Annotated in this window: 19 protein-coding genes; 12 read left to right on the forward strand and 7 right to left on the reverse strand. The window is 73.4% G+C overall.

Features of this window, described 5'->3' with window-relative positions; translation table 11 throughout:
* Positions 1-87 precede the first annotated feature (87 nt).
* The 5 genes from ACFOW4_RS11775 to ACFOW4_RS11795 all read right to left on the reverse strand — a co-directional run bounded on the left by ACFOW4_RS11775 (position 88) and on the right by ACFOW4_RS11795 (position 3662).
* On the reverse strand, positions 88-810 hold the full coding sequence (locus tag ACFOW4_RS11775; protein ID WP_377527015.1) for a CDP-alcohol phosphatidyltransferase family protein: 723 nt from the start codon (positions 808-810) through the stop codon (positions 88-90).
* A complete protein-coding gene (locus ACFOW4_RS11780; protein WP_377527016.1) occupies positions 785-1852 on the reverse strand; it encodes an iron-containing alcohol dehydrogenase family protein in 1068 nt (355 codons plus the stop codon). The genes ACFOW4_RS11775 and ACFOW4_RS11780 overlap by 26 nt, the downstream gene beginning before the upstream one ends.
* On the reverse strand, positions 1840-2571 hold the full coding sequence (locus ACFOW4_RS11785) for a sugar phosphate nucleotidyltransferase (RefSeq protein WP_377527018.1): 732 nt from the start codon (positions 2569-2571) through the stop codon (positions 1840-1842). Before ACFOW4_RS11785 ends, ACFOW4_RS11780 begins: the two co-directional genes overlap by 13 nt.
* Positions 2572-2649: 78 nt before the next feature.
* A complete protein-coding gene (locus ACFOW4_RS11790; protein ID WP_377527019.1) occupies positions 2650-3417 on the reverse strand; it encodes a hypothetical protein in 768 nt (255 codons plus the stop codon).
* Positions 3414-3662: an NUDIX domain-containing protein gene (locus ACFOW4_RS11795; protein WP_377527021.1), complete on the reverse strand. Its 249-nt coding sequence runs from the start codon at positions 3660-3662 to the stop codon at positions 3414-3416. Before ACFOW4_RS11795 ends, ACFOW4_RS11790 begins: the two co-directional genes overlap by 4 nt.
* 114 nt (positions 3663-3776) lie before the next feature.
* On the opposite strand from ACFOW4_RS11795, the gene ACFOW4_RS11800 reads away from it, so the two are divergent.
* The 4 genes from ACFOW4_RS11800 to corA all read left to right on the forward strand — a co-directional run bounded on the left by ACFOW4_RS11800 (position 3777) and on the right by corA (position 7388).
* Positions 3777-4169 (forward strand): cyclic nucleotide-binding/CBS domain-containing protein, encoded by a 393-nt coding sequence (locus tag ACFOW4_RS11800; RefSeq protein ID WP_377527022.1) that lies wholly within the window; start codon positions 3777-3779, stop codon positions 4167-4169.
* Positions 4170-4259: 90 nt separating this feature from the next.
* A complete protein-coding gene (locus ACFOW4_RS11805; protein WP_377527024.1) occupies positions 4260-4718 on the forward strand; it encodes an ester cyclase in 459 nt (152 codons plus the stop codon).
* A 107-nt stretch (positions 4719-4825) separates the two neighbouring features.
* Positions 4826-5920, forward strand: a complete 1095-nt coding sequence (locus tag ACFOW4_RS11810; RefSeq protein WP_377527025.1) for a PLP-dependent aminotransferase family protein — start codon at positions 4826-4828, stop codon at positions 5918-5920.
* Between the two features lie 322 nt (positions 5921-6242).
* Entirely contained in the window at positions 6243-7388 is a 1146-nt protein-coding gene (gene corA, locus ACFOW4_RS11815) for a magnesium/cobalt transporter CorA (protein WP_377527027.1), read from the forward strand.
* A 106-nt stretch (positions 7389-7494) separates the two neighbouring features.
* Here the strand turns inward: corA and ACFOW4_RS11820 are convergent, their stop codons facing one another.
* A complete protein-coding gene (locus ACFOW4_RS11820; protein ID WP_377527028.1) occupies positions 7495-8286 on the reverse strand; it encodes a hypothetical protein in 792 nt (263 codons plus the stop codon).
* 84 nt (positions 8287-8370) lie between these two features.
* On the opposite strand from ACFOW4_RS11820, the gene ACFOW4_RS11825 reads away from it, so the two are divergent.
* Both ACFOW4_RS11825 and ACFOW4_RS11830 read left to right on the forward strand, forming a co-directional pair.
* A complete protein-coding gene (locus ACFOW4_RS11825) occupies positions 8371-8901 on the forward strand; it encodes a peptidylprolyl isomerase (RefSeq protein ID WP_377527030.1) in 531 nt (176 codons plus the stop codon).
* 100 nt (positions 8902-9001) lie between these two features.
* Positions 9002-9913 carry a rhomboid family intramembrane serine protease gene (locus ACFOW4_RS11830; protein WP_377527031.1) on the forward strand — a complete coding sequence of 304 codons (912 nt, stop codon included), beginning with the start codon at positions 9002-9004 and terminating at the stop codon, positions 9911-9913.
* 30 nt (positions 9914-9943) lie between these two features.
* On the opposite strand, the gene ACFOW4_RS11835 is transcribed toward ACFOW4_RS11830, so the two are convergent.
* On the reverse strand, positions 9944-10372 hold the full coding sequence (locus tag ACFOW4_RS11835; protein ID WP_377527034.1) for a PH domain-containing protein: 429 nt from the start codon (positions 10370-10372) through the stop codon (positions 9944-9946).
* A gap of 104 nt (positions 10373-10476) precedes the next feature.
* Here ACFOW4_RS11835 and ACFOW4_RS11840 point away from each other — a divergent pair, with 104 nt between their 5' ends.
* The 6 genes from ACFOW4_RS11840 to ACFOW4_RS11865 all read left to right on the forward strand — a co-directional run bounded on the left by ACFOW4_RS11840 (position 10477) and on the right by ACFOW4_RS11865 (position 16732).
* Positions 10477-11649, forward strand: coding sequence for a thiolase family protein (locus ACFOW4_RS11840; protein WP_377527035.1), 1173 nt, complete (start codon positions 10477-10479; stop codon positions 11647-11649).
* Positions 11650-11751: 102 nt separating this feature from the next.
* Positions 11752-12753, forward strand: coding sequence for an aminoglycoside phosphotransferase family protein (locus ACFOW4_RS11845; RefSeq protein ID WP_377527037.1), 1002 nt, complete (start codon positions 11752-11754; stop codon positions 12751-12753).
* Positions 12754-12877: 124 nt separating this feature from the next.
* A complete protein-coding gene (locus ACFOW4_RS11850; RefSeq protein ID WP_377527038.1) occupies positions 12878-13807 on the forward strand; it encodes a DUF1906 domain-containing protein in 930 nt (309 codons plus the stop codon).
* Between the two features lie 132 nt (positions 13808-13939).
* Entirely contained in the window at positions 13940-14452 is a 513-nt protein-coding gene (locus tag ACFOW4_RS11855; RefSeq protein WP_377527092.1) for a hypothetical protein, read from the forward strand.
* Between the two features lie 68 nt (positions 14453-14520).
* The gene (locus ACFOW4_RS11860; RefSeq protein ID WP_377527040.1) at positions 14521-15213 is read left to right on the forward strand and encodes a response regulator transcription factor; all 693 of its coding nucleotides are present in this window, start codon (positions 14521-14523) and stop codon (positions 15211-15213) included.
* Positions 15214-15307: 94 nt separating this feature from the next.
* A complete protein-coding gene (locus ACFOW4_RS11865) occupies positions 15308-16732 on the forward strand; it encodes a histidine kinase dimerization/phospho-acceptor domain-containing protein (RefSeq protein ID WP_377527093.1) in 1425 nt (474 codons plus the stop codon).
* Positions 16733-16745: the final 13 nt, after the last annotated feature.

Here is a 16745-nt window from a genome sequence, read left to right on the forward strand (position 1 = left end):
ATATCGCTTCTCGCGGTGTGCGTCGTTCTCCAGGGGCAGGGTCGGCTGGACGGCTCCGGACCGGAGCCGGACGTGAACCCTCGCGGGTCAGCGCAGGGAGGCGCGGGCGGAGAAGGCGATGCTGGCGAGCAGGAAGCCGCCGTTGACGACGGTGAACGCGGCCATCACCCAGAGGGTCAGGGCAGGGGCCAGGGCCAGGACCAGGGCGGCCACGAAGATCACCGCGCCGTAGTCGCGGACGAGCTTCACCAGGCGTACCGGCAGCGAGGTCGAGGTGACCATGCTGGCCGCGCTCGGGCCGGCCTGCATCACCGAGGTGACCAGGTTGACCATCCAGGTGCCGGCGAACGTCGCCACCAGCCACGTCGGCGTCGACGGTTGCTGCGCCACCGCGGTGGCGGACAGGGCGGCCACCAGGGCGATCTGGGCGGCCACGTCGCAGAGCACGTCGACCCGGGCGCCCGCTGCACTGCCCTGCCCGGTCACCCGGGCGAGCTGGCCGTCCGCGCAGTCCAGGGAGTACGCCACCTGCCAGCCGACCAGCGCGAGCAGGCCGACCACCCAGGCCGGTACGTCACCGGCGGCGACCGGCTCGGCCAGCGCCACGACGGTGACCGAGGTGGCCAGCCCGAGCACCAGGTTGGTGATCGTCAGCGCGGTCGGGCGCAGCCCGAGCCGCTGGGCGACCAGCGCGAAGACCGCGCCCAGCCACTGGCTGATCGACTCGCTGAACAGACCGCCGCCCCGGTTCACGCGGTGGAAGTCGGCGACGGTGGGACGGGGGTCAGCCAAGCTGGTCGCGGATTGCACCGGCGTAGTCTGCCAGCCGCTCCCGCGTCCCGGTAGGCGACAGCGCCAGGTGTTCGAGGATGGTGAACCGGTCCGGCCGGGTCCGGGGCGCGAACTGCACCGCCTCGACGAACTGGTCGTCGGTGAGGCCCAGGTCGGCGGGGACGGTGGCGAGACCGTGCCGGTGCAGGCAGCGGGCGAGTTGGCCGAAGCGTTCGAGGTCGCCGCGGAGGAAGGTGCAGAACAGCGCCCCGAGCCCGACCTGCTCGCCGTGTGAGCCGGTGCCGGGGTAGAGCCGGTCGATGGCGTGCGAGATCTCGTGGTCACCGCCACTGGCCGGGCGGCTCGACCCGGACACCGAACTCGCGATCCCGCCGAGGATCAGCGCCTCGGCCAGCGTGGTGAGGAACGCGTCGTCCGTGATCTTGCCGGGGTGATTGATCAACGCCTCGGCGCCGGTGCGGGCGAGCGTCACGGCGAGGCCGTCGATCGGCTCGCCACGGACCTGGTGGGCCAGTTCCCAGTCGGCGCAGGCGCTCACGTTGCTGACCGCGTCGCCGATGCCGGCCTGGGTCTGGCTGTCCGGCCCGTTCTCCACGAAGTCCAGGTCGACGATGACCGCTATCGGGATGTGCACCCCGTAGGAACCCTTGCCGCCCTCGTGGTCGAGGGAGGCGGTGGGCGAGGCGATGCCGTCGTTGGCGAGGCTGGTCGCCACGGTCACCATCGGGATGCCGTACCGGGTGGCGGCGTACTTGGCGGTGTCGATGGTCTTTCCGCCGCCGATGCCGACCACCGCGTCGTACGAGCGGGACCGGAGCCGGTCACCGAGCTCGTTGGCCGCGTCGATGGTGCCGCCGGCGACGGTGAAGACGTCCGCCGAGCCGAGGCTGGGCCGGCACAGCTCGACGATCTTCTCGCCCTGGCCGGGGCCGACCACCACGGCGACATCGCCGCCGGCCGAGATCCGCCGGTCGGCCAGCAGCGGCCCCAGGTCGGCCACCGCACCCCGGCGGACCTCGATCACCAGCGGGGTGTTGACCGTACGGGCTAGTAGCGGCACGCGATCTCCCGCGCGCGGGCCAGGTCGGCGTGGTTGTCGACCTCCACCCAGGGCACGTCACCGATCGGGGCGGCCCGCACCTCGCCACCGCGGTCGGCGAACTCCTGGTAGCCGTCCTCGTAGTAGAGGTTCGGGTCGCGCCGCCAGGTGGCCTCGAGTGCGTCGGCGAGTGCGTCGGCGACCTGCGGCTCGATCAGCGTCGCGCCGATGTACTCCCCGTACGCCTCACCCGGGTCCATCAGCTTGGTGATCCGGGTTAGCTGGCCGGCGGCGTCGAAGGTGGTCTTCATCTCCTCCTCGGCCAGCGGCTTGAGGGTATCCACCGCGAGCAGGATGCCCGGGCCACGCTCGGCCAGCAGGGTCTTCTCCACGCTCACCGGGTGCACGGTGTCGCCGTTGACCAGCAGGACCCCCCGTGCGAAGTGCTCCCGGGCCAGCCAGAGGGAGTAGGCGTTGTTCCACTCCTCGGCCTTGTCGTTGTGCACGAGCGTGAGGGTGACCCCGTACCGCTTCTCCAGGTCGGCCTGCCGCTCCCGGACCGTCTCCGCCGCGTAGCCGACGACGATCACGATGTCGGTGAGCCCCACCTCGGCGAGGTTGCCCAGCGCGATGTCCAGGATCGTGGTGTCCCCGTCGACCGGCACCAGCGCCTTGGGCAGGGTGTCGGTGTACGGGCGCAGCCGGCGCCCCGCCCCGGCCGCGAGCACCATCCCGATCATCGGCACATCCTCCCTCGTCCCACTCCCCGTCACCGGTGGAGGATAGCCCCGGGTGAGCGCCGCGCTGCGGCCAACCGGTCAGCCGGGCAGCGCGGCCAGGTCGGCGAGCATGGTCAGCCGCTCCTCCGCGCCGAGCGCGGCGTACGGGCCGGCCGCCCGACGGTCGGTCTCCAGCTCGATCGCCAGCCGCTCCGGCCCGTCCGGCAGGTCGCTGGCACTGGCGGCGGTGTGCCCGGCGGCTGCCCAGGCGGCGGCGTGGGCGTCGGCCCGGTGGTACCGCAGCGTGCCGAGCCGGTTGAGCAGCAGCACGCCCGGCGGGGTGCCGTCCGGCTCGTACGGCGGCGCCATCGCGGTGAACGCCGAGCCCGCCGCGTCCCCCTCCTCCTCGGCCAGCACCAGGGCGTACGCCAGCAGCCGGCCGAGCGAGGCCACCAGCCGGAGCACCCGGTCGTCGTGTCCGGCCCACAGTTCCTCGGTCACCTCGGCGTGCACCTGGTAGATCTCGGCGAGGAAGGCGGCGCCCCGGTCCGTGGCGGAAAGCCCGCCGTCCGGGCGGCGGTGGATCATCCCGTGCGCCACCTGCTTGTCCAGCGCACGCTGGCAGGTGGCCGGGTCGCGGTACCGGGTGACCGCCGCGAACCCCGGCCCGTCGACCGTTCCGCCGGGAGCTGCCAGCCGGGTGCGGAACTCCACCAGGAAACCGGTCGCGGCGGGGCCGCCGTAGCGCTGGCTCAGCTCGGCGCCACCGCCGTCGCGGCCGGCCAGCATGCCGGCCACGAACGCCCGGTCCACGGCCGGGGCGACCAGCCCGGCGAACCGGTGCGGCGCCAGCTCGACGGTGTTCACGGACCGATCGACCGCAGGACGGCGAAGCCCTCCTCCGCGATCCGCCGGATCAGGCCGTCGTCGCCGACGTAGCGGTACTCCCGGCGCAGCGCCCCCTCGACCTCCTCGCCCGGCTCCGGGTGACCACCGACGCTGTCCCAGCTCTTGGGAGAGAGGCGCCGGTGCGGCGACCGGCGCTGGAAGAAGATGCGGCCGTCGTGGTCGACGATCAGCGCGCCGGCGCAGCGCAGGGGCTCGGGGGACACGGTCCGACAGTAGCGAGCGGCCCGGCGTCGCGGCGATGCCCGGTCTTGTCCCGGAAACATCCACGGCCCACCATGTCCCTACCGGATGCCACCGTCCCATAGGGGTGATGCGTGATGCAGGTACGGGAAGCGATGTCCAACGAGGTCCTCGTCGTCGGTCCGGAGCACACGCTCCGCCAGGCGGCCCGGATGATGTCGGCCCGAGGTGTCGGGTCGGCGGTCGTGATCGACCCGGACTCCGAGGGAGTCGGGATCATGACCGAGCGCGACGTGCTGAACGCCATCGGCGCGGGCCTGGACTGCGACGTGGAGCGCACCGGCGCCCACCTGACCTGGGACGTCGTCTACGCCGGCCCGGACTGGACGGTGGCCGAGGCGGCCGCCGCGATGGCCCGGGGCGGCTTCCGCCACCTGGTTGTCCTGGATGGCCGCGAGGTCGCCGGGGTGATCTCGGTCCGGGACATCATGCGGGTCTGGGCGCAGAGCCAGATGGTCGGCACCGGCTGACCGGTCGGGCGCCGGGCAGGTGTGGCGTGCGGATCGACGGGTAAGGATCCCCCACGGGCGCGGAGACGCCGCGGCCGTGGGGGAGGCGTGATGCGCGACGCGGAGCGGCTGGTCGAGCAGCAGTACGCCATGCTCCTGCGCCGGGACGTCGCCCGGCTGCCGGATCTCTACGCCCCGGAGGCGTTCTACGCCATGCCGGGCGTGACGGTCCGCCCGATCGAGCTGCCCGCGCTGCTGCGTACCTGGACCGGCGCCTTTCCGGACCTGCGAGTCGATCCGTTGCACGCGGTGCGGACCGCCGGTGGCGCGGCGGTCGAGCTGCGGCTGACCGGTACGCACACCGGCACGCTGCACTCGCCGTTCGGCACGGTGGCGCCCACCGGCCGGGCGGTGAGCTGGGACGTGGCGGACGTGGTCCGGGTGCGTCGGGGGCGCATCGTGGCCTGGCGGTCCTACTTCGACTGGGGGCAGCTGCTCGACGCCCTCGGCCTGCACCTGGAGGGACTTTCCCGCGAAGCGCAGCACGACCCGCTCGCCCTTCCGGTCTGATCTGCCGCCGAGGCGGCGGAGGCGGGTCACCCGACCCGGTGGCTCAGGATGCGGACATCGCCGTGCCGTCCGCGCGTCCCCCGTTGCCGCCCGTACGCTCAACACCCATGACCGCCGAGCAGCTGATCTCCTTCGCCCGTGGGGCTCCCTCGCTGGACATCGTCGATATCGAGGGCCTCAAGGCCGCCGCCGTCCGCGCCTTCGACGCCGATCCCGCGGGGGTCACGGCGTACGGCACCTCCGTCGGCTACCTTCCGCTGCGACAGTGGATCGCCGAGAAGCACGGTGTCGAGGCGGAGCAGGTGCTGGTCACCAACGGCTCCCTCCAGGCCGACGCGTTCCTCTTCGACCACCTGGTCCGCCCGGGGGACGCGGTGGTCGTGGAGCGCCCGACCTACGACCGGACGCTGCTCAACCTCCAGCGGATGGGCAGCGAGTTGCACGGCGTCACGATCCAGCCGGACGGCCTGGACACCGCCGAGCTGCGCAAGCTGCTGGAGTCCGGGGTCCGTCCCCGGCTCGCGCACGTCATCCCGAACTACCAGAACCCGGCCGGCGTGACGCTCTCGCTGGAGAAGCGGCGGGAGCTGCTCGACCTGGCCGCGGAGTACGAGTTCACGATCTTCGAGGACGACCCGTACGCCGACATCCGGTTCCGGGGCGAGGCGCTGCCGTCGATGCTGTCGCTGGACACCCGCAACGTGGTGGTGCACGCGTCGAGCTTCACGAAGACCGTCTGCCCGGGCGTGCGGGTGGGTTACCTCGTCGGCCCGGCCGACCTGATCGCCGACATCGCCAAGAACGCCACCAGCCTCTACATCTCGCCGGGCATGGTGTCCGAGGCGATCGTGCACCAGTTCTGCGTCTCGGGCGACATCGACCGCTCGATCGAGACCGTCCGGTCGGCGCTCGGCGAGCGGGCCCGGGTGCTGGCCGAGTCGCTGCGCCGGCACCTGCCGCAGGCCCGGTTCGTCGAGCCGGACGGTGGCTACTTCCTCTGGGTCGAGCTCGGCGAGGACGTGCTGGTCGACCGGCTCGCCCCGGCGGCGGCCGAGCGTGGAGTCGCCGTGGTCAAGGGCAGTGACTTCGTGCTGGACGGCGGTCGACACGCGCTGCGGCTGGCCTTCTCCGCGGTGACGGCGGACCGGATCGACGAGGGTGTGCGGAGGCTCGCGGAGGCGGTGGAGGCCGTCCGCGCCTGAGTTTTCTGTCGGGTTTCCGACAGAACGACGATGCCGGCCGTTCCGGGACTCCCGCCCGGGCGGCCGGCGGCCCACAATGCTGCGAGCGTCACCCACCAGGTGTAGCGGAGGTCACCGCCCGGTCGTCGGGCCTGACACCCCGGGTGACGCGCGCAAGCAGAACCCCCCGCCCCCACGGGCGCCGGGTGGGCCGTGTCGTCCCCTCACCCCCCTGAAGCGGCCCGGCCCGCCCGGCGCCGCCCCACGCGACCGCCGTCACCCGTGCCGCGCCCCGGAACCGGCGTAACCTGCAAGCCGCAGCCGAGCGTGGGGAGGTGGCGCGATGACGGATCGGGCAGAGCGGGGCCGGTTGGCGCCGCAGGCCACCGGGCGCACGCTCCGACGAGCCTGGCCGTCCCCGGTCCGCGCCATGACGCGGATCCTCAACGCTGACGGCTCGCCCCCCGCGCCGCCCCCCGCCGGCCCCGGCCGCAGCTCGGTGGTCGACTGCGCGCTCTACGTCGACGGCCGGCGGCAGCCCGGCCAGTGGACGTACGCGGAGGCGCTCGCCGCGGCCCGCCGGGAGGAGAACGGCTTCGTCTGGATCGGCCTGCACCAACCCGAGCTGTCCGAGATGACCGCGATCGCGGAGACCTACGGGCTGCACGAGTTGGCCGTCGAGGACGCGGTGAAGGCGGAGCAGCGGCCCAAGCTGGAGCAGTTCGGCGAGGTCAGCTTCCTGGTGTTGCGCACCGCCCGCTACTGCGAGCACGACGAGCTGACCGAGAACTCAGAGGTGGTGGAGACGGGTCAGGTGATGCTCTTCATCGGCCCGCACTTCCTGATCAGTGTCCGGCACGGGGACGCCTGCCGGCTCGCCCCGGTCCGCGCCGACCTGGAGACCAAGCAGGAGTTGCTGCTCCAGGGCCCGTGGGCGGTCGCGTACGCGGTGACCGACCGGGTGGTCGACCTGTACCTGGAGGTCGCCGACCAGATCGAGGACGACCTGGACGTGCTGGAGGCCGAGGTGTTCGACCGCAACGGCAGCGGCCGGATCCAGCGGATCTACCAGATGAAGCGTGAGCTGGTGGAGTTCAAGCGGGCGGTGATCCCGCTGCAACGTCCGCTGATGACGCTGACCTCGCAGGTCAACCGGGACGTGCCCAAGGAGATCCGGCGCTACTTCCGCGACGTGCAGGACCACCTCAGCCGCACCGTCGAACAGGTCAACTCGTACGACGACCTGCTCAACTCGATCCTCCAGGCGCGGCTGGCCCAGGTCACCGTCGACCAGAACAACGACATGCGCAAGATCGCCGCCTGGGCGGCGATCGCCGCGGTCTGGACGGCGTTCGCCGGCGTCTACGGGATGAACTTCGAGAACATGCCCGAGCTGAAGTGGACGTACGGCTACCCGGGCGTGCTGGCCCTGATGCTCGCCATCTCGCTGGCCCTCTACCGCTGGTTCCGCCGCAACGGCTGGCTCTGACCGGAAGGAAGGGCCCCTTCCTGACACCGGAGTTGCGCGGGACACGGAAGCGCCGGCGCTGCGGGGTGGCCCCCGCCTCGCCGGCGCTTGTCCGTGACCGCTGCGGTCAGCGGCGCCCGTTGGTGCGGGCGGTGTCCTTGCCGAGCGCCTTGGTGAGGTCGTCCGCCGGACGGCCGGAGGCGTTCTTGGCGCCCTCGGCGACCGAGGGGACCTTGGTCGTCGGGTTGACCGTCGACTGCTTGTTCGGAGCGGTGGTGCTGGCACTGTCGCCGCCGGCCACCGCCGAGCTGCCGGCGCCGGTCGGGCCGCCGGCCACCGGGGACCCACTGGCCATGGTGGACGCGTCGGTGCTGGTGCCGCCGGCCGACGGCGTCCGCACCTCGATGGAGTCCACCTCGTCGCGCATGGGCTCCAGGGTGCGGGTCGGGTCGTACTCCGCCCACTCCTGCTGCTCGCGCCGGCGGCGCAGCGCCACCGCGCCGGCGAGGCCGGCGACCGCGCCGGCGGCCAGCAGGCCGGTCATCATCGAGCCGCGACGACGCGGCTGCTTCTTCTTGCCGGTGATCCGCATGTTCTTCGACTTGGCCTTCCTGGTCAGCGGCCCCGCCTGCGCGGCGCCATCGCGGGCCGCCGCCGCCAGCGGTGCCAGCGTGGTGAGTGTCGTCCCCCAGCCGGTCGACGCGCGGTCGCGCACCTTCGCCGCGGCCGGTACGACGTAGCCCCGGGCCGCCTGGACCCGCGGACCGACACTCGAACCGGCACCCTTCGCGGCGTGGTTGGCTGCCTGCACCAGGTGGCTGATGCTCTGGTTCAGCTCAGCCCTGGCCAGCTGCCCCTGGGACTTACGCCGCCCGATTCCAAACACGGTCCCACCTCCTGGGAGTTGTTCCTTCGTCATCCTCCACCTTCGGATGCCTCCGCACTGCCAGATCGGGCACATGGGAGGATCCGCATGGAACTGACCAACGAGTGAGGAGTACCCGTGGCCGAGGCTGTCTACGCCACCTTGCACACCAACGCTGGCCCGATCCGGCTGGAGCTCTTCCCCAACCACGCGCCGAAGACGGTCCGCAACTTCGTCGACCTGGCCGAGGGCAACCGGGAGTACACCGACCCGCGCACCGGTCAGCCGGGCAGTGGGCCGTACTACGACGGCACCATCTCGCACCGGGTGATCAGCGGCTTCATGGTCCAGATGGGCGACCCGACCGGCACCGGTCGCGGTGGGCCGGGCTACCAGTTCGCCGACGAGTTCCACCCGGAGCTGCGCTTCGACCGGCCGTACCTGCTGGCGATGGCGAACGCCGGACCGGGCACCAACGGTTCGCAGTTCTTCATCACCGTCTCCCCGACGCCGCACCTGAACAACCGGCACACCATCTTCGGCCAGGTCGCCGACGAGCAGTCGGTGAAGGTGGTGGACGCGATCGCGAACACCCCGACCGGCCCGAGTGACCGTCCGCTGCAGGACGTGGTGATCGAGCGGGTGGAGATCGAGCGTTCCGCTGGCTGATCGCTCGGCGAGGTACCTTTGCTCGCATGACTGAGCGCTCCGGAGCAGGCGACCGGCTGGCGCCGGTGAGCCGTGCGGTGCCGAACGGAGGGTGGACCCGGTGAGCGAGTCCCCACCGACCACCCCGGTCTGCTACCGCCATCCGGGCCGGGAGACCTACGTCCGGTGCACCCGCTGCGACCGGCCGATCTGCCCGGACTGCATGCGAGAGGCGTCGGTCGGGCACCAGTGCCCGGAGTGCGTCAACGAGGGACGTCGTAGCGTCCGGCCGGCACGTACCGCCTTCGGTGGCGGTGCGGCCGGCCGGCACGGCTACGTGACCAAGGCCCTGATCGCGGTCAACGTGCTGCTGATGCTGCTCTCCATCGCCTCGGACCGAGGCGGGGACGCGGCGGTGGGCGGCTCCGGCTTCGGCGGTCTGCTGGGTGGCAGCACGCCGCTGACCGACTGGGGTTCGGTCTACGGGCTCGCGCCGCCGGGTTTCCCCCCGAACGGCATCGCCGACGGCGACTACTACCGCTTGCTCACCGCGATGTTCCTGCACTACGGCGTGATCCACCTGCTGCTCAACATGTGGGCACTCTGGGTGCTGGGTCGGTCGCTGGAGGCCAACCTGGGGCCGCTGCGCTTCGCCGCGCTCTACCTGGTCGCCGGCTTCGGCGGTAACGTCGCCGCCTACCTGTTCAGCGCCCAGAACGCGGCCACCGCCGGCGCGTCGACCGCCATCTTCGGTCTCTTCGCCGCGCTGATCATCATCGAGCGCAAAATGGGCCGGGACATCTCCCAGGTGCTCCCCATCCTGGTGATCAACCTGGTGTTCACGCTGACCGTGCCGGGCATCTCGATCCCCGGTCACCTCGGCGGCCTGGTGGTCGGCGGGGCGATGGCCCTGGTGCTCGCGTACGCCCCCCGGGGCCGGCGCACGCTGGTGCAGTTCGGCGGCGGGGCGGTGATCCTGCTGGCTCTGCTGGGTCTGGTCCTGCTCCGCACCGCGCAGCTGCTGGCCGGCTGACCGACGGGTCGACGCCCGGTGGCGGGGTGCTCAGGCGGGGCGGGCGGCGTGCAGCGCCTCGGCCACCTCGTCCGGGTCGGCGCCCAGGTCGAACCGGCCGAACAGGTGCAGCGACTCCCCGGCGTCGATCTCCAGCACCTCGGCGGTCAACCCGAACCGGGCCCGCCGATCCACGGTGATCTTCTCGATCGCGGGCCAGGGCAGCCGGCGGTGACCGGCGAAGCCGCGTACCACGGTGACCCCGGCGGGATCGACCGCGAGCCGGACCGGCGCCAGCAGGTCGCGGACGGCCCAGCCGACCAGACCGAGTGCGACCAGCCCGGTCAGCACCAGTTGCACCTGGTCCCCCTCGGCGAAGAGCAGGCCGAGCGCGACCAGGACGACGGCGCCGGCCGCCTTCGCCAACGGCACGGTCGGAGGCACCCGCCACTGCCGGGTCGGGGCGGCTTCGGATTCCATCCGACCAGCATGCCCGCCCCGTCGGATCCCTGCCGGGCGGGGGAGGACGACCGGCCGGCGAAGGACGTAGGATCGGGACAGCCCAGGTTACCGGGGAGTAGAGAATGAGTGACGCGGTCATCGTCGGCGCGGTGCGCACCCCGGTCGGGCGGCGCAAGGGCAGCCTGGCGGGCGTGCATCCGGTCGACCTGTCGGCGCACGTGCTGCGCGCCCTCGCCGAGCGCACCGGCCTCGACCCGGAGCACGTCGACGACGTCTTCTGGGGCTGCGTGTCGCAGGTCGGCGAGCAGTCCTGGAACATCGCCCGCAACGGCGTGCTCGCCGCCGGCTGGCCGGAGACGGTGCCCGGCACCACGATCGACCGGCAGTGCGGCTCCAGCCAGCAGGCCCTGCACTTCGCCGCCGCGACGGTCCTCTCCGGCCAGGCCGACCTCGTGGTCGCCGGCGGGGTGGAGTCGATGACCCGGGTGCCGATGGGCTCCAGCGTGGCCGGCGGGATGCCGTTCAGCGACCAGCTCCGGGACCGTTACCGGGGGGTCGAGGGCTTCGCCGACGACGCGCCGCTGCCGTTCAACCAGGGCGTCGGCGCCGAGCTGATCGCCGAGCGCTGGCGGTTCTCCCGCACCCAGCTCGACGAGTTCGCGCTGGCCAGCCACGAGAAGGCGGCCGCCGCCCAGGACGCCGGGGCGTTCGACCCGGAGCTGGCACCGGTGGCGCTCGGCGACGGCGGCAAGTTCGCCGCCGACGAGGGCATCCGACGGGACACCTCGCTGGAGAAGCTGGGCGAGCTTGCGACCCCGTTCCGCGCCGACGGTGTGGTGACGGCCGGGTCGGCGTCGCAGATCTCCGACGGCGCAGCGGCCCTCGCGGTCACCACCGGCGAGTGGGCGAGCCGGCACGGCCTCCGCCCCCTGGCCCGGATCCACACCGCCGTGGTCGCGGCCGACGACCCGGTCACCATGCTCACCGCACCCATCCCGGCCACCGCGAAGGCGCTGCGCCGCGCGGGACTGGGCATCGAGGAGATCGGGGTGTACGAGGTGAACGAGGCGTTCGCCCCGGTGCCGCTGGCCTGGCTGGCGGAGACCGAGGCGGACCCGGAGCGGCTCAACCCGCGCGGCGGGGCGATCGCCCTGGGCCACCCGCTCGGCGCCTCCGGCGCCCGGATCATGACCACGATGCTCCAGCACATGCGGGACAACGGCATCCGCTACGGCCTGCAGACCATGTGCGAGGGCGGCGGCATGGCCAACGCCACCATCGTCGAGCTGCTCTGACACCGACGGGCCGCAACGCCCGCCCCGTGCTGGCGCTGCTCGTCCGGCGACCGGGTGGAAAGGTGTCGCTGCGACGGGGACCGGCGGCCTAGGCTGCCGACCGTGACGACGACCCCCCGCACCCGCACCCCCGACTGGTCGAGCGAGCAGTGGCAGCGGGGTGCCCGGTCCTGGGTCGACGGGCAGCTCGACCGGGTCGGCCGGCGGGTGACCGGGCCGGTCGAGCCCCGGCTGCGACCCTGGTCACTGGTCTGGCGGGTGCCGACCGACGACGGCCCGGTCTGGTTCAAGGCCAACAACCCGGGCACCGTGCACGAGGCCGGCCTGGTCGCGACGCTGGCCCGGCTGGCGCCCGACCGGGTGCTGACGCCGCTCGCCGTCGACCCGGTCCAGGGCTGGTCGCTGCTGCCGGACGGCGGCGAGTCGCTGCGCGACACGCTCGGCCGCGACCGGGACCTGAGGCACTGGGAACGGGCCCTGCCCGGGTACGCCGCGCTCCAGCTCACCACCGCGACGCGGGTCGACGAACTGCTCGCCCTCGGCGTCCCCGACCATCGCCCCGAGGTCCTTCCCGAGCTGCTCGCCGGGCTGCTCGACGACCGCGGGTCGCTCCGGATCGGCGCCGAGGGTGGGCTCGGCCCGGAGACCCACCGGTGGCTGCGGGCGGAGCTGCCGGCGTACGCCGAGCGGTGCCGCCGGCTCGCCGAGATGGGCATTCCGGCCACCGTGCAGCACGACGACCTGCACGACGGCAACGTCTTCGCCGGCCCGGACGGCTACCGCTACTTCGACTGGGGCGACGCCTCCGTGGCGCACCCGTTCGGCACGCTGCTGGTGACCCTGCGCTCGATCCGGTACGCCACCGAGCTGGCGGCGGACGACGCCGCGCTGGACAGGCTGCGCGACGGCTACCTGGAGCCGTGGACCGACCGGTACGACCGGCGGACCCTCGTCGAGGCCGCCGAGCTGGCGGTCGGGCTGGGCCCGGTGAGCCGGGCGCTGTCCTGGCGGCGGGCACTGGACACCGCCGACCCGGCCCGCGCGGAGTACGCCGAGGCGGTCCCCGGCTGGCTGGCGGAACTGCGGGCGGCCGAGCCGGCCTGACGCCACGCGTGGGGACCGGCGACCGGTGGACGCATCCCGGGGACGGGCCTCGACAGGCGGCCGATGACCGGGCAGAATTCTGCCGCCGATCCCCGCCCGCCGTCCACATGAGATCGGGAGCTCCGTGACCATCAGTCTTTCCCCGCCTCGTCCGCGCCGTGGCACCCGCCGACTCGTCGGCGCGCTGGCGGTCGTGGTGTTCGCCGTGGGAGCCGCGCTGACCGGCCCCGCCCGGCCGGCCAGGGCCGCTGACCCGTACTACGGGCCGCAGCCCGGCACCTTCACCGGCCTGGGGTTCGACACCTGTGCCGCGCCGTCGAACGCGGCGATGAAGGCGTGGCTGCAGTCGCCGTACCGCGCGGTCGGCATCTACATCGGCGGCGTGAACCGGGGCTGTGCCCAGCCCAACCTGACCCGGAGTTGGGTGACGACCCAGCAGACGGCCGGCTGGCGGCTCTTCCCGCTCTACGTCGGCCTGCAGGCGCCCTGCTCGACGTACCAGCGCAGGATCGATCCGGCCCGGGCGGCGGCACAGGGTCGTGAGGCGGCCGACGACGCGGTGCGCAACGCCCGCGCCCTCGGTCTGGCCTCCAGCAGCACCATCACGCTCGACATGGAGAACTACCCGGCCGGAAACGTGGCCTGCACCGAAGCGGTCAACTCCTTCGTGAGCGCGTGGAGCAATCGGCTGCACGACCAGCGGTTCCGGTCCGGCTTCTACACCAAGGTCACCTCGGCCGGGCTGCGGGACCAGGTCGCGGCCTACTCGCGGCCGGGTCACGTCCGTCCTGACGTGATCGACTTCGCCCGCTGGGACAGCGTGCAGACGGTGTCGGACAGCGCGCTGCCGGCCTCACTCTGGATGCCCGGCCGGCGGATGAAGCAGTACCGGGGCGACCACCACGAGACCTGGGGCGGGGTGCGGATCAACATCGACAGCAACTACCTCGACCTCCGCCAGCCGCGGATCCTGTGGGTTTCGCCGGGGTGGCAGATCTTCCGCAAGCAGTCCCTGCTGCTGCAACGGCTCGGCGGGTCGTCGCCGACCCGCTGACGGCGGCCGGCCGGGCAGCCGTCTCGCCCGGCGTGGTCGATGTCGGACAGCCGGTGCGACGTCGGGGCGTGGAACTTCCAAAAAACCTGCGTGACCCATGTCACTCCCCGTCGGGAGGTCGTTGGGCACGTCATGGACGTCTTCTCCCGAACGTTCCTCCCGGCCGCCACCGAGGCGGGCCTGGCCGTGCAGACGGTGAGCCGGCACATGCCGGTGTTCCGGCGCTGCGTCGGCTCCGGTGACGCGACCATCCTGGTCACCCGGTGCAGCCGCCCGGACCGCCCGGTCACCGGCGACTATCTCCTGTTGCTCACCCACCGTCGGCTGGTCGTCACCCAGCAGACCCGACTGCTGCACCGGCTGCGCCTGCACCTCAACACCGAGCTGCGCGAGCTGAGCAACGTCACCTGGAGCCCCGATCCGCGGCTGCACTCGGTTGAACTCGCCGCCACGGCGATCGACGGGATCCGCGAGCGGTTCCTGATCCGCACCGCTCACCCGAAGCAGGTGTGGCAGCTCGACGCGCTGCTCAACCACGCCTTCCGTACCCGACTGCGGACGCCACGGGAGCGGATCGTCGCCACCATCGGTGACGCGCCGGCCGCGCCACGGCCCGCCGTGTTCCGTCCCGTCGTGGCGCGCTGACCGGGTCCTTACCGGATTCGAACAATCCCCGACCGTACCGGCAACGCCCGGTCGACCATCATGGGTCGGTGACCGTCGACCCGCCGCACCGCGGGCTCGTCCTCGTGGTAGAGGACGAGCCGGCCATCGCCGACCTGGTCCGGCTCTACCTGAGCAGGGACGGGTTCGGCGTACACCTGGAACGGGACGGCTCGGCCGGCCTGGCCGCCGCCCTCCGGCTACGGCCGGTGGCCTGCGTGCTCGACATCGCACTGCCGGGCCTGCCCGGCACCGAGATCTGCCGGCGGCTGCGCGAGGCCGGTGACTGGACGCCGGTCATCTTCCTCACCGCCCGCGACGACGAGGTGGACCGGATCGTCGGCCTGGAGCTGGGCGCCGACGACTACGTCACCAAGCCGTTCAGCCCGCGGGAGCTGGTGGCCCGGGTGCGTGCGGTGCTGCGTCGCGCCGCCGGCGGTCCGGAGGGCGCGGACCGGCCACGCGTCGTCGGCCCGGTGACCCTCGATCCGGCCCGTCGGACGGTGACCGCCGCCGGCGCACCGGTGCAGCTCACCTCGACCGAGTTCGACCTGCTGGCCCACCTGATGTCCCGGCCGGGGCGGGTCTTCACCCGGGAGGAACTGCTGGCCGGGGTGTGGGGCTACGCCGCGCACGCCGGCACCCGCACGGTCGACGTGCACGTCGCCCAGGTGCGGGCGAAGCTCGGCCCGGCCAGCGTGATCCGCACCCACCGGGGCGTCGGGTACGCCGCCGATGCCTGACCACCCCCGCCCCGCCGGCCCGCCCGACCCGCGTCGGGCCGGCCCGACCGGCCCGGCCGAGCACCCGGCGGCGGCCCGGCCGGACTCCCCGACCATGGCGCTGCCGGTGCTCGGCGCCAACCCACCAGCCCGGCGCAGCCGCTTCGGCCGGACGCTGACCGCCCGTGCGGTGCTGGTCACCTGCGCGGTGGCGCTGGTGTCGGTGCTGGTCACCGCGGTCGTCGCGGTGCCGCTGGCGGTACGCGGTGCCGAGCGACGCGACCAGGAGGCGCTCGCCGCCCAGGCCCGGCTCGCCGCCGAGGTGCTGCGCACCAGGCTGGACCGGGGGCGCACCGCCGACGAGGAGCGGCTCATCCAGCAGCTCCGGAACCAGGGCATCGACGCGTACCTGATCCGGCGGGGGGTGGTCGACCGGTCGGGCCTGCCGCCGAAGCTGGTGCAGCGGGTCGCGCAGGGACGCAACGTCTCCGCCCGCCGCCCGATCGACGGCCGGCGCGCGCTGGTCGAGGGGCGCGCGTTGCCCGGCGGCAACGGGGTGGTGCTTGCCCGCGCGTCGGCGACCGGGCTGTGGCGGCGGGTGCTGCTCAGCCTCTGGCTGCCGCTGCTGGCCGGGCTCGCCGCCGGTGTGGTGGCCGGCCTGCTGCTGGCCCGCCGGCTGGCCCGCCCGATCCGCACCGCGGCGACGGCCGCCGCCCGGCTGCGCGCCGGCGACCGGGCCGTCCGGGTGCCGGTGGAGCCGCCGGACGAGGTGGCCGACCTGGCCGAGGCGCTGAACGGGCTGGCCGCCGCGCTGTCGACCAGCGAGGGCCGGCAGCGCGAGTTCCTGCTGTCCGTCTCGCACGAGCTGCGTACCCCGCTGACCGCGATCCGGGGCTACGCCGAGGCGCTGGCCGACGGGGTGATCGGGCCGGAGGGCACGGCCGACACCGGCCGTACGGTGCTGGCCGAGGCGGAGCACCTGGACCGGTTGATCGGGGATCTGCTGGCGCTGGCCCGGCTGGAGGCCGCCGACTTTCCGCTCGAACCGGCGCCGGTCGACCTGGGCCGGCTCGTCGCCGACGCTGCACGGACCTGGTCCGACCGGTGCGCGGCGGTGGGCGTGCCGTTCCGGGTGGAGGTCCCCGACGCGCCGGTGCCGGCGTACACCGATCCGGGACGGATCCGGCAGGTGGTCGACGGGCTGCTGGAGAACGCGCTGCGGGTCGTACCCCCGGGGGCAACGGTGGTGCTCGCGGCCCGGCCGGCCGGCCCGGACCCGGCTGCCGGCGGGGTGTTGGAGGTCCGCGACGGCGGACCCGGCTTCACCGACGACGACCTGGCCGTGGCTTTCGAGCGGGGCGCGCTGCACCAGCGCTACCGGGGGGTCCGCAAGGTGGGCAGCGGGTTGGGGCTGGCGCTGGCCGCCGGGCTGGTCCGCCGGCTGGGCGGGGAGATCGTCGCCGGCCACGCGCCGGAGGGCGGCGCGGCGTTCACCGTCCGGCTGCCCGCCGATCCTTACCCGACCCGAACATCGGCCTGATGCTGCGCTCGTC

The organism is Micromonospora sp. GCM10011542, assembly GCF_042650685.1.
Taxonomy (GTDB): Bacteria; Actinomycetota; Actinomycetes; order Mycobacteriales; family Micromonosporaceae; genus Micromonospora.

What these genes read in the sequence shown, in the direction of transcription:
- ACFOW4_RS11800 (WP_377527022.1), top strand. Translation starts at nt 3,777, where the DNA reads ATGCAGGTACGGGAAGCGATGTCCAACGAGGTCCTCGTCGTCGGTCCG.
- ACFOW4_RS11865 (WP_377527093.1), top strand. Translation starts at nt 15,308, where the DNA reads ATGGCGCTGCCGGTGCTCGGCGCCAACCCACCAGCCCGGCGCAGCCGC.
- ACFOW4_RS11835 (WP_377527034.1), bottom strand. Translation starts at nt 10,372, where the DNA reads ATGGAATCCGAAGCCGCCCCGACCCGGCAGTGGCGGGTGCCTCCGACC.
- ACFOW4_RS11820 (WP_377527028.1), bottom strand. Translation starts at nt 8,286, where the DNA reads ATGACGAAGGAACAACTCCCAGGAGGTGGGACCGTGTTTGGAATCGGG.
- ACFOW4_RS11805 (WP_377527024.1), top strand. Translation starts at nt 4,260, where the DNA reads ATGCGCGACGCGGAGCGGCTGGTCGAGCAGCAGTACGCCATGCTCCTG.
- ACFOW4_RS11840 (WP_377527035.1), top strand. Translation starts at nt 10,477, where the DNA reads ATGAGTGACGCGGTCATCGTCGGCGCGGTGCGCACCCCGGTCGGGCGG.
- ACFOW4_RS11855 (WP_377527092.1), top strand. Translation starts at nt 13,940, where the DNA reads ATGGACGTCTTCTCCCGAACGTTCCTCCCGGCCGCCACCGAGGCGGGC.
- corA (WP_377527027.1), top strand. Translation starts at nt 6,243, where the DNA reads ATGACGGATCGGGCAGAGCGGGGCCGGTTGGCGCCGCAGGCCACCGGG.
- ACFOW4_RS11785 (WP_377527018.1), bottom strand. Translation starts at nt 2,571, where the DNA reads ATGATCGGGATGGTGCTCGCGGCCGGGGCGGGGCGCCGGCTGCGCCCG.
- ACFOW4_RS11810 (WP_377527025.1), top strand. Translation starts at nt 4,826, where the DNA reads ATGACCGCCGAGCAGCTGATCTCCTTCGCCCGTGGGGCTCCCTCGCTG.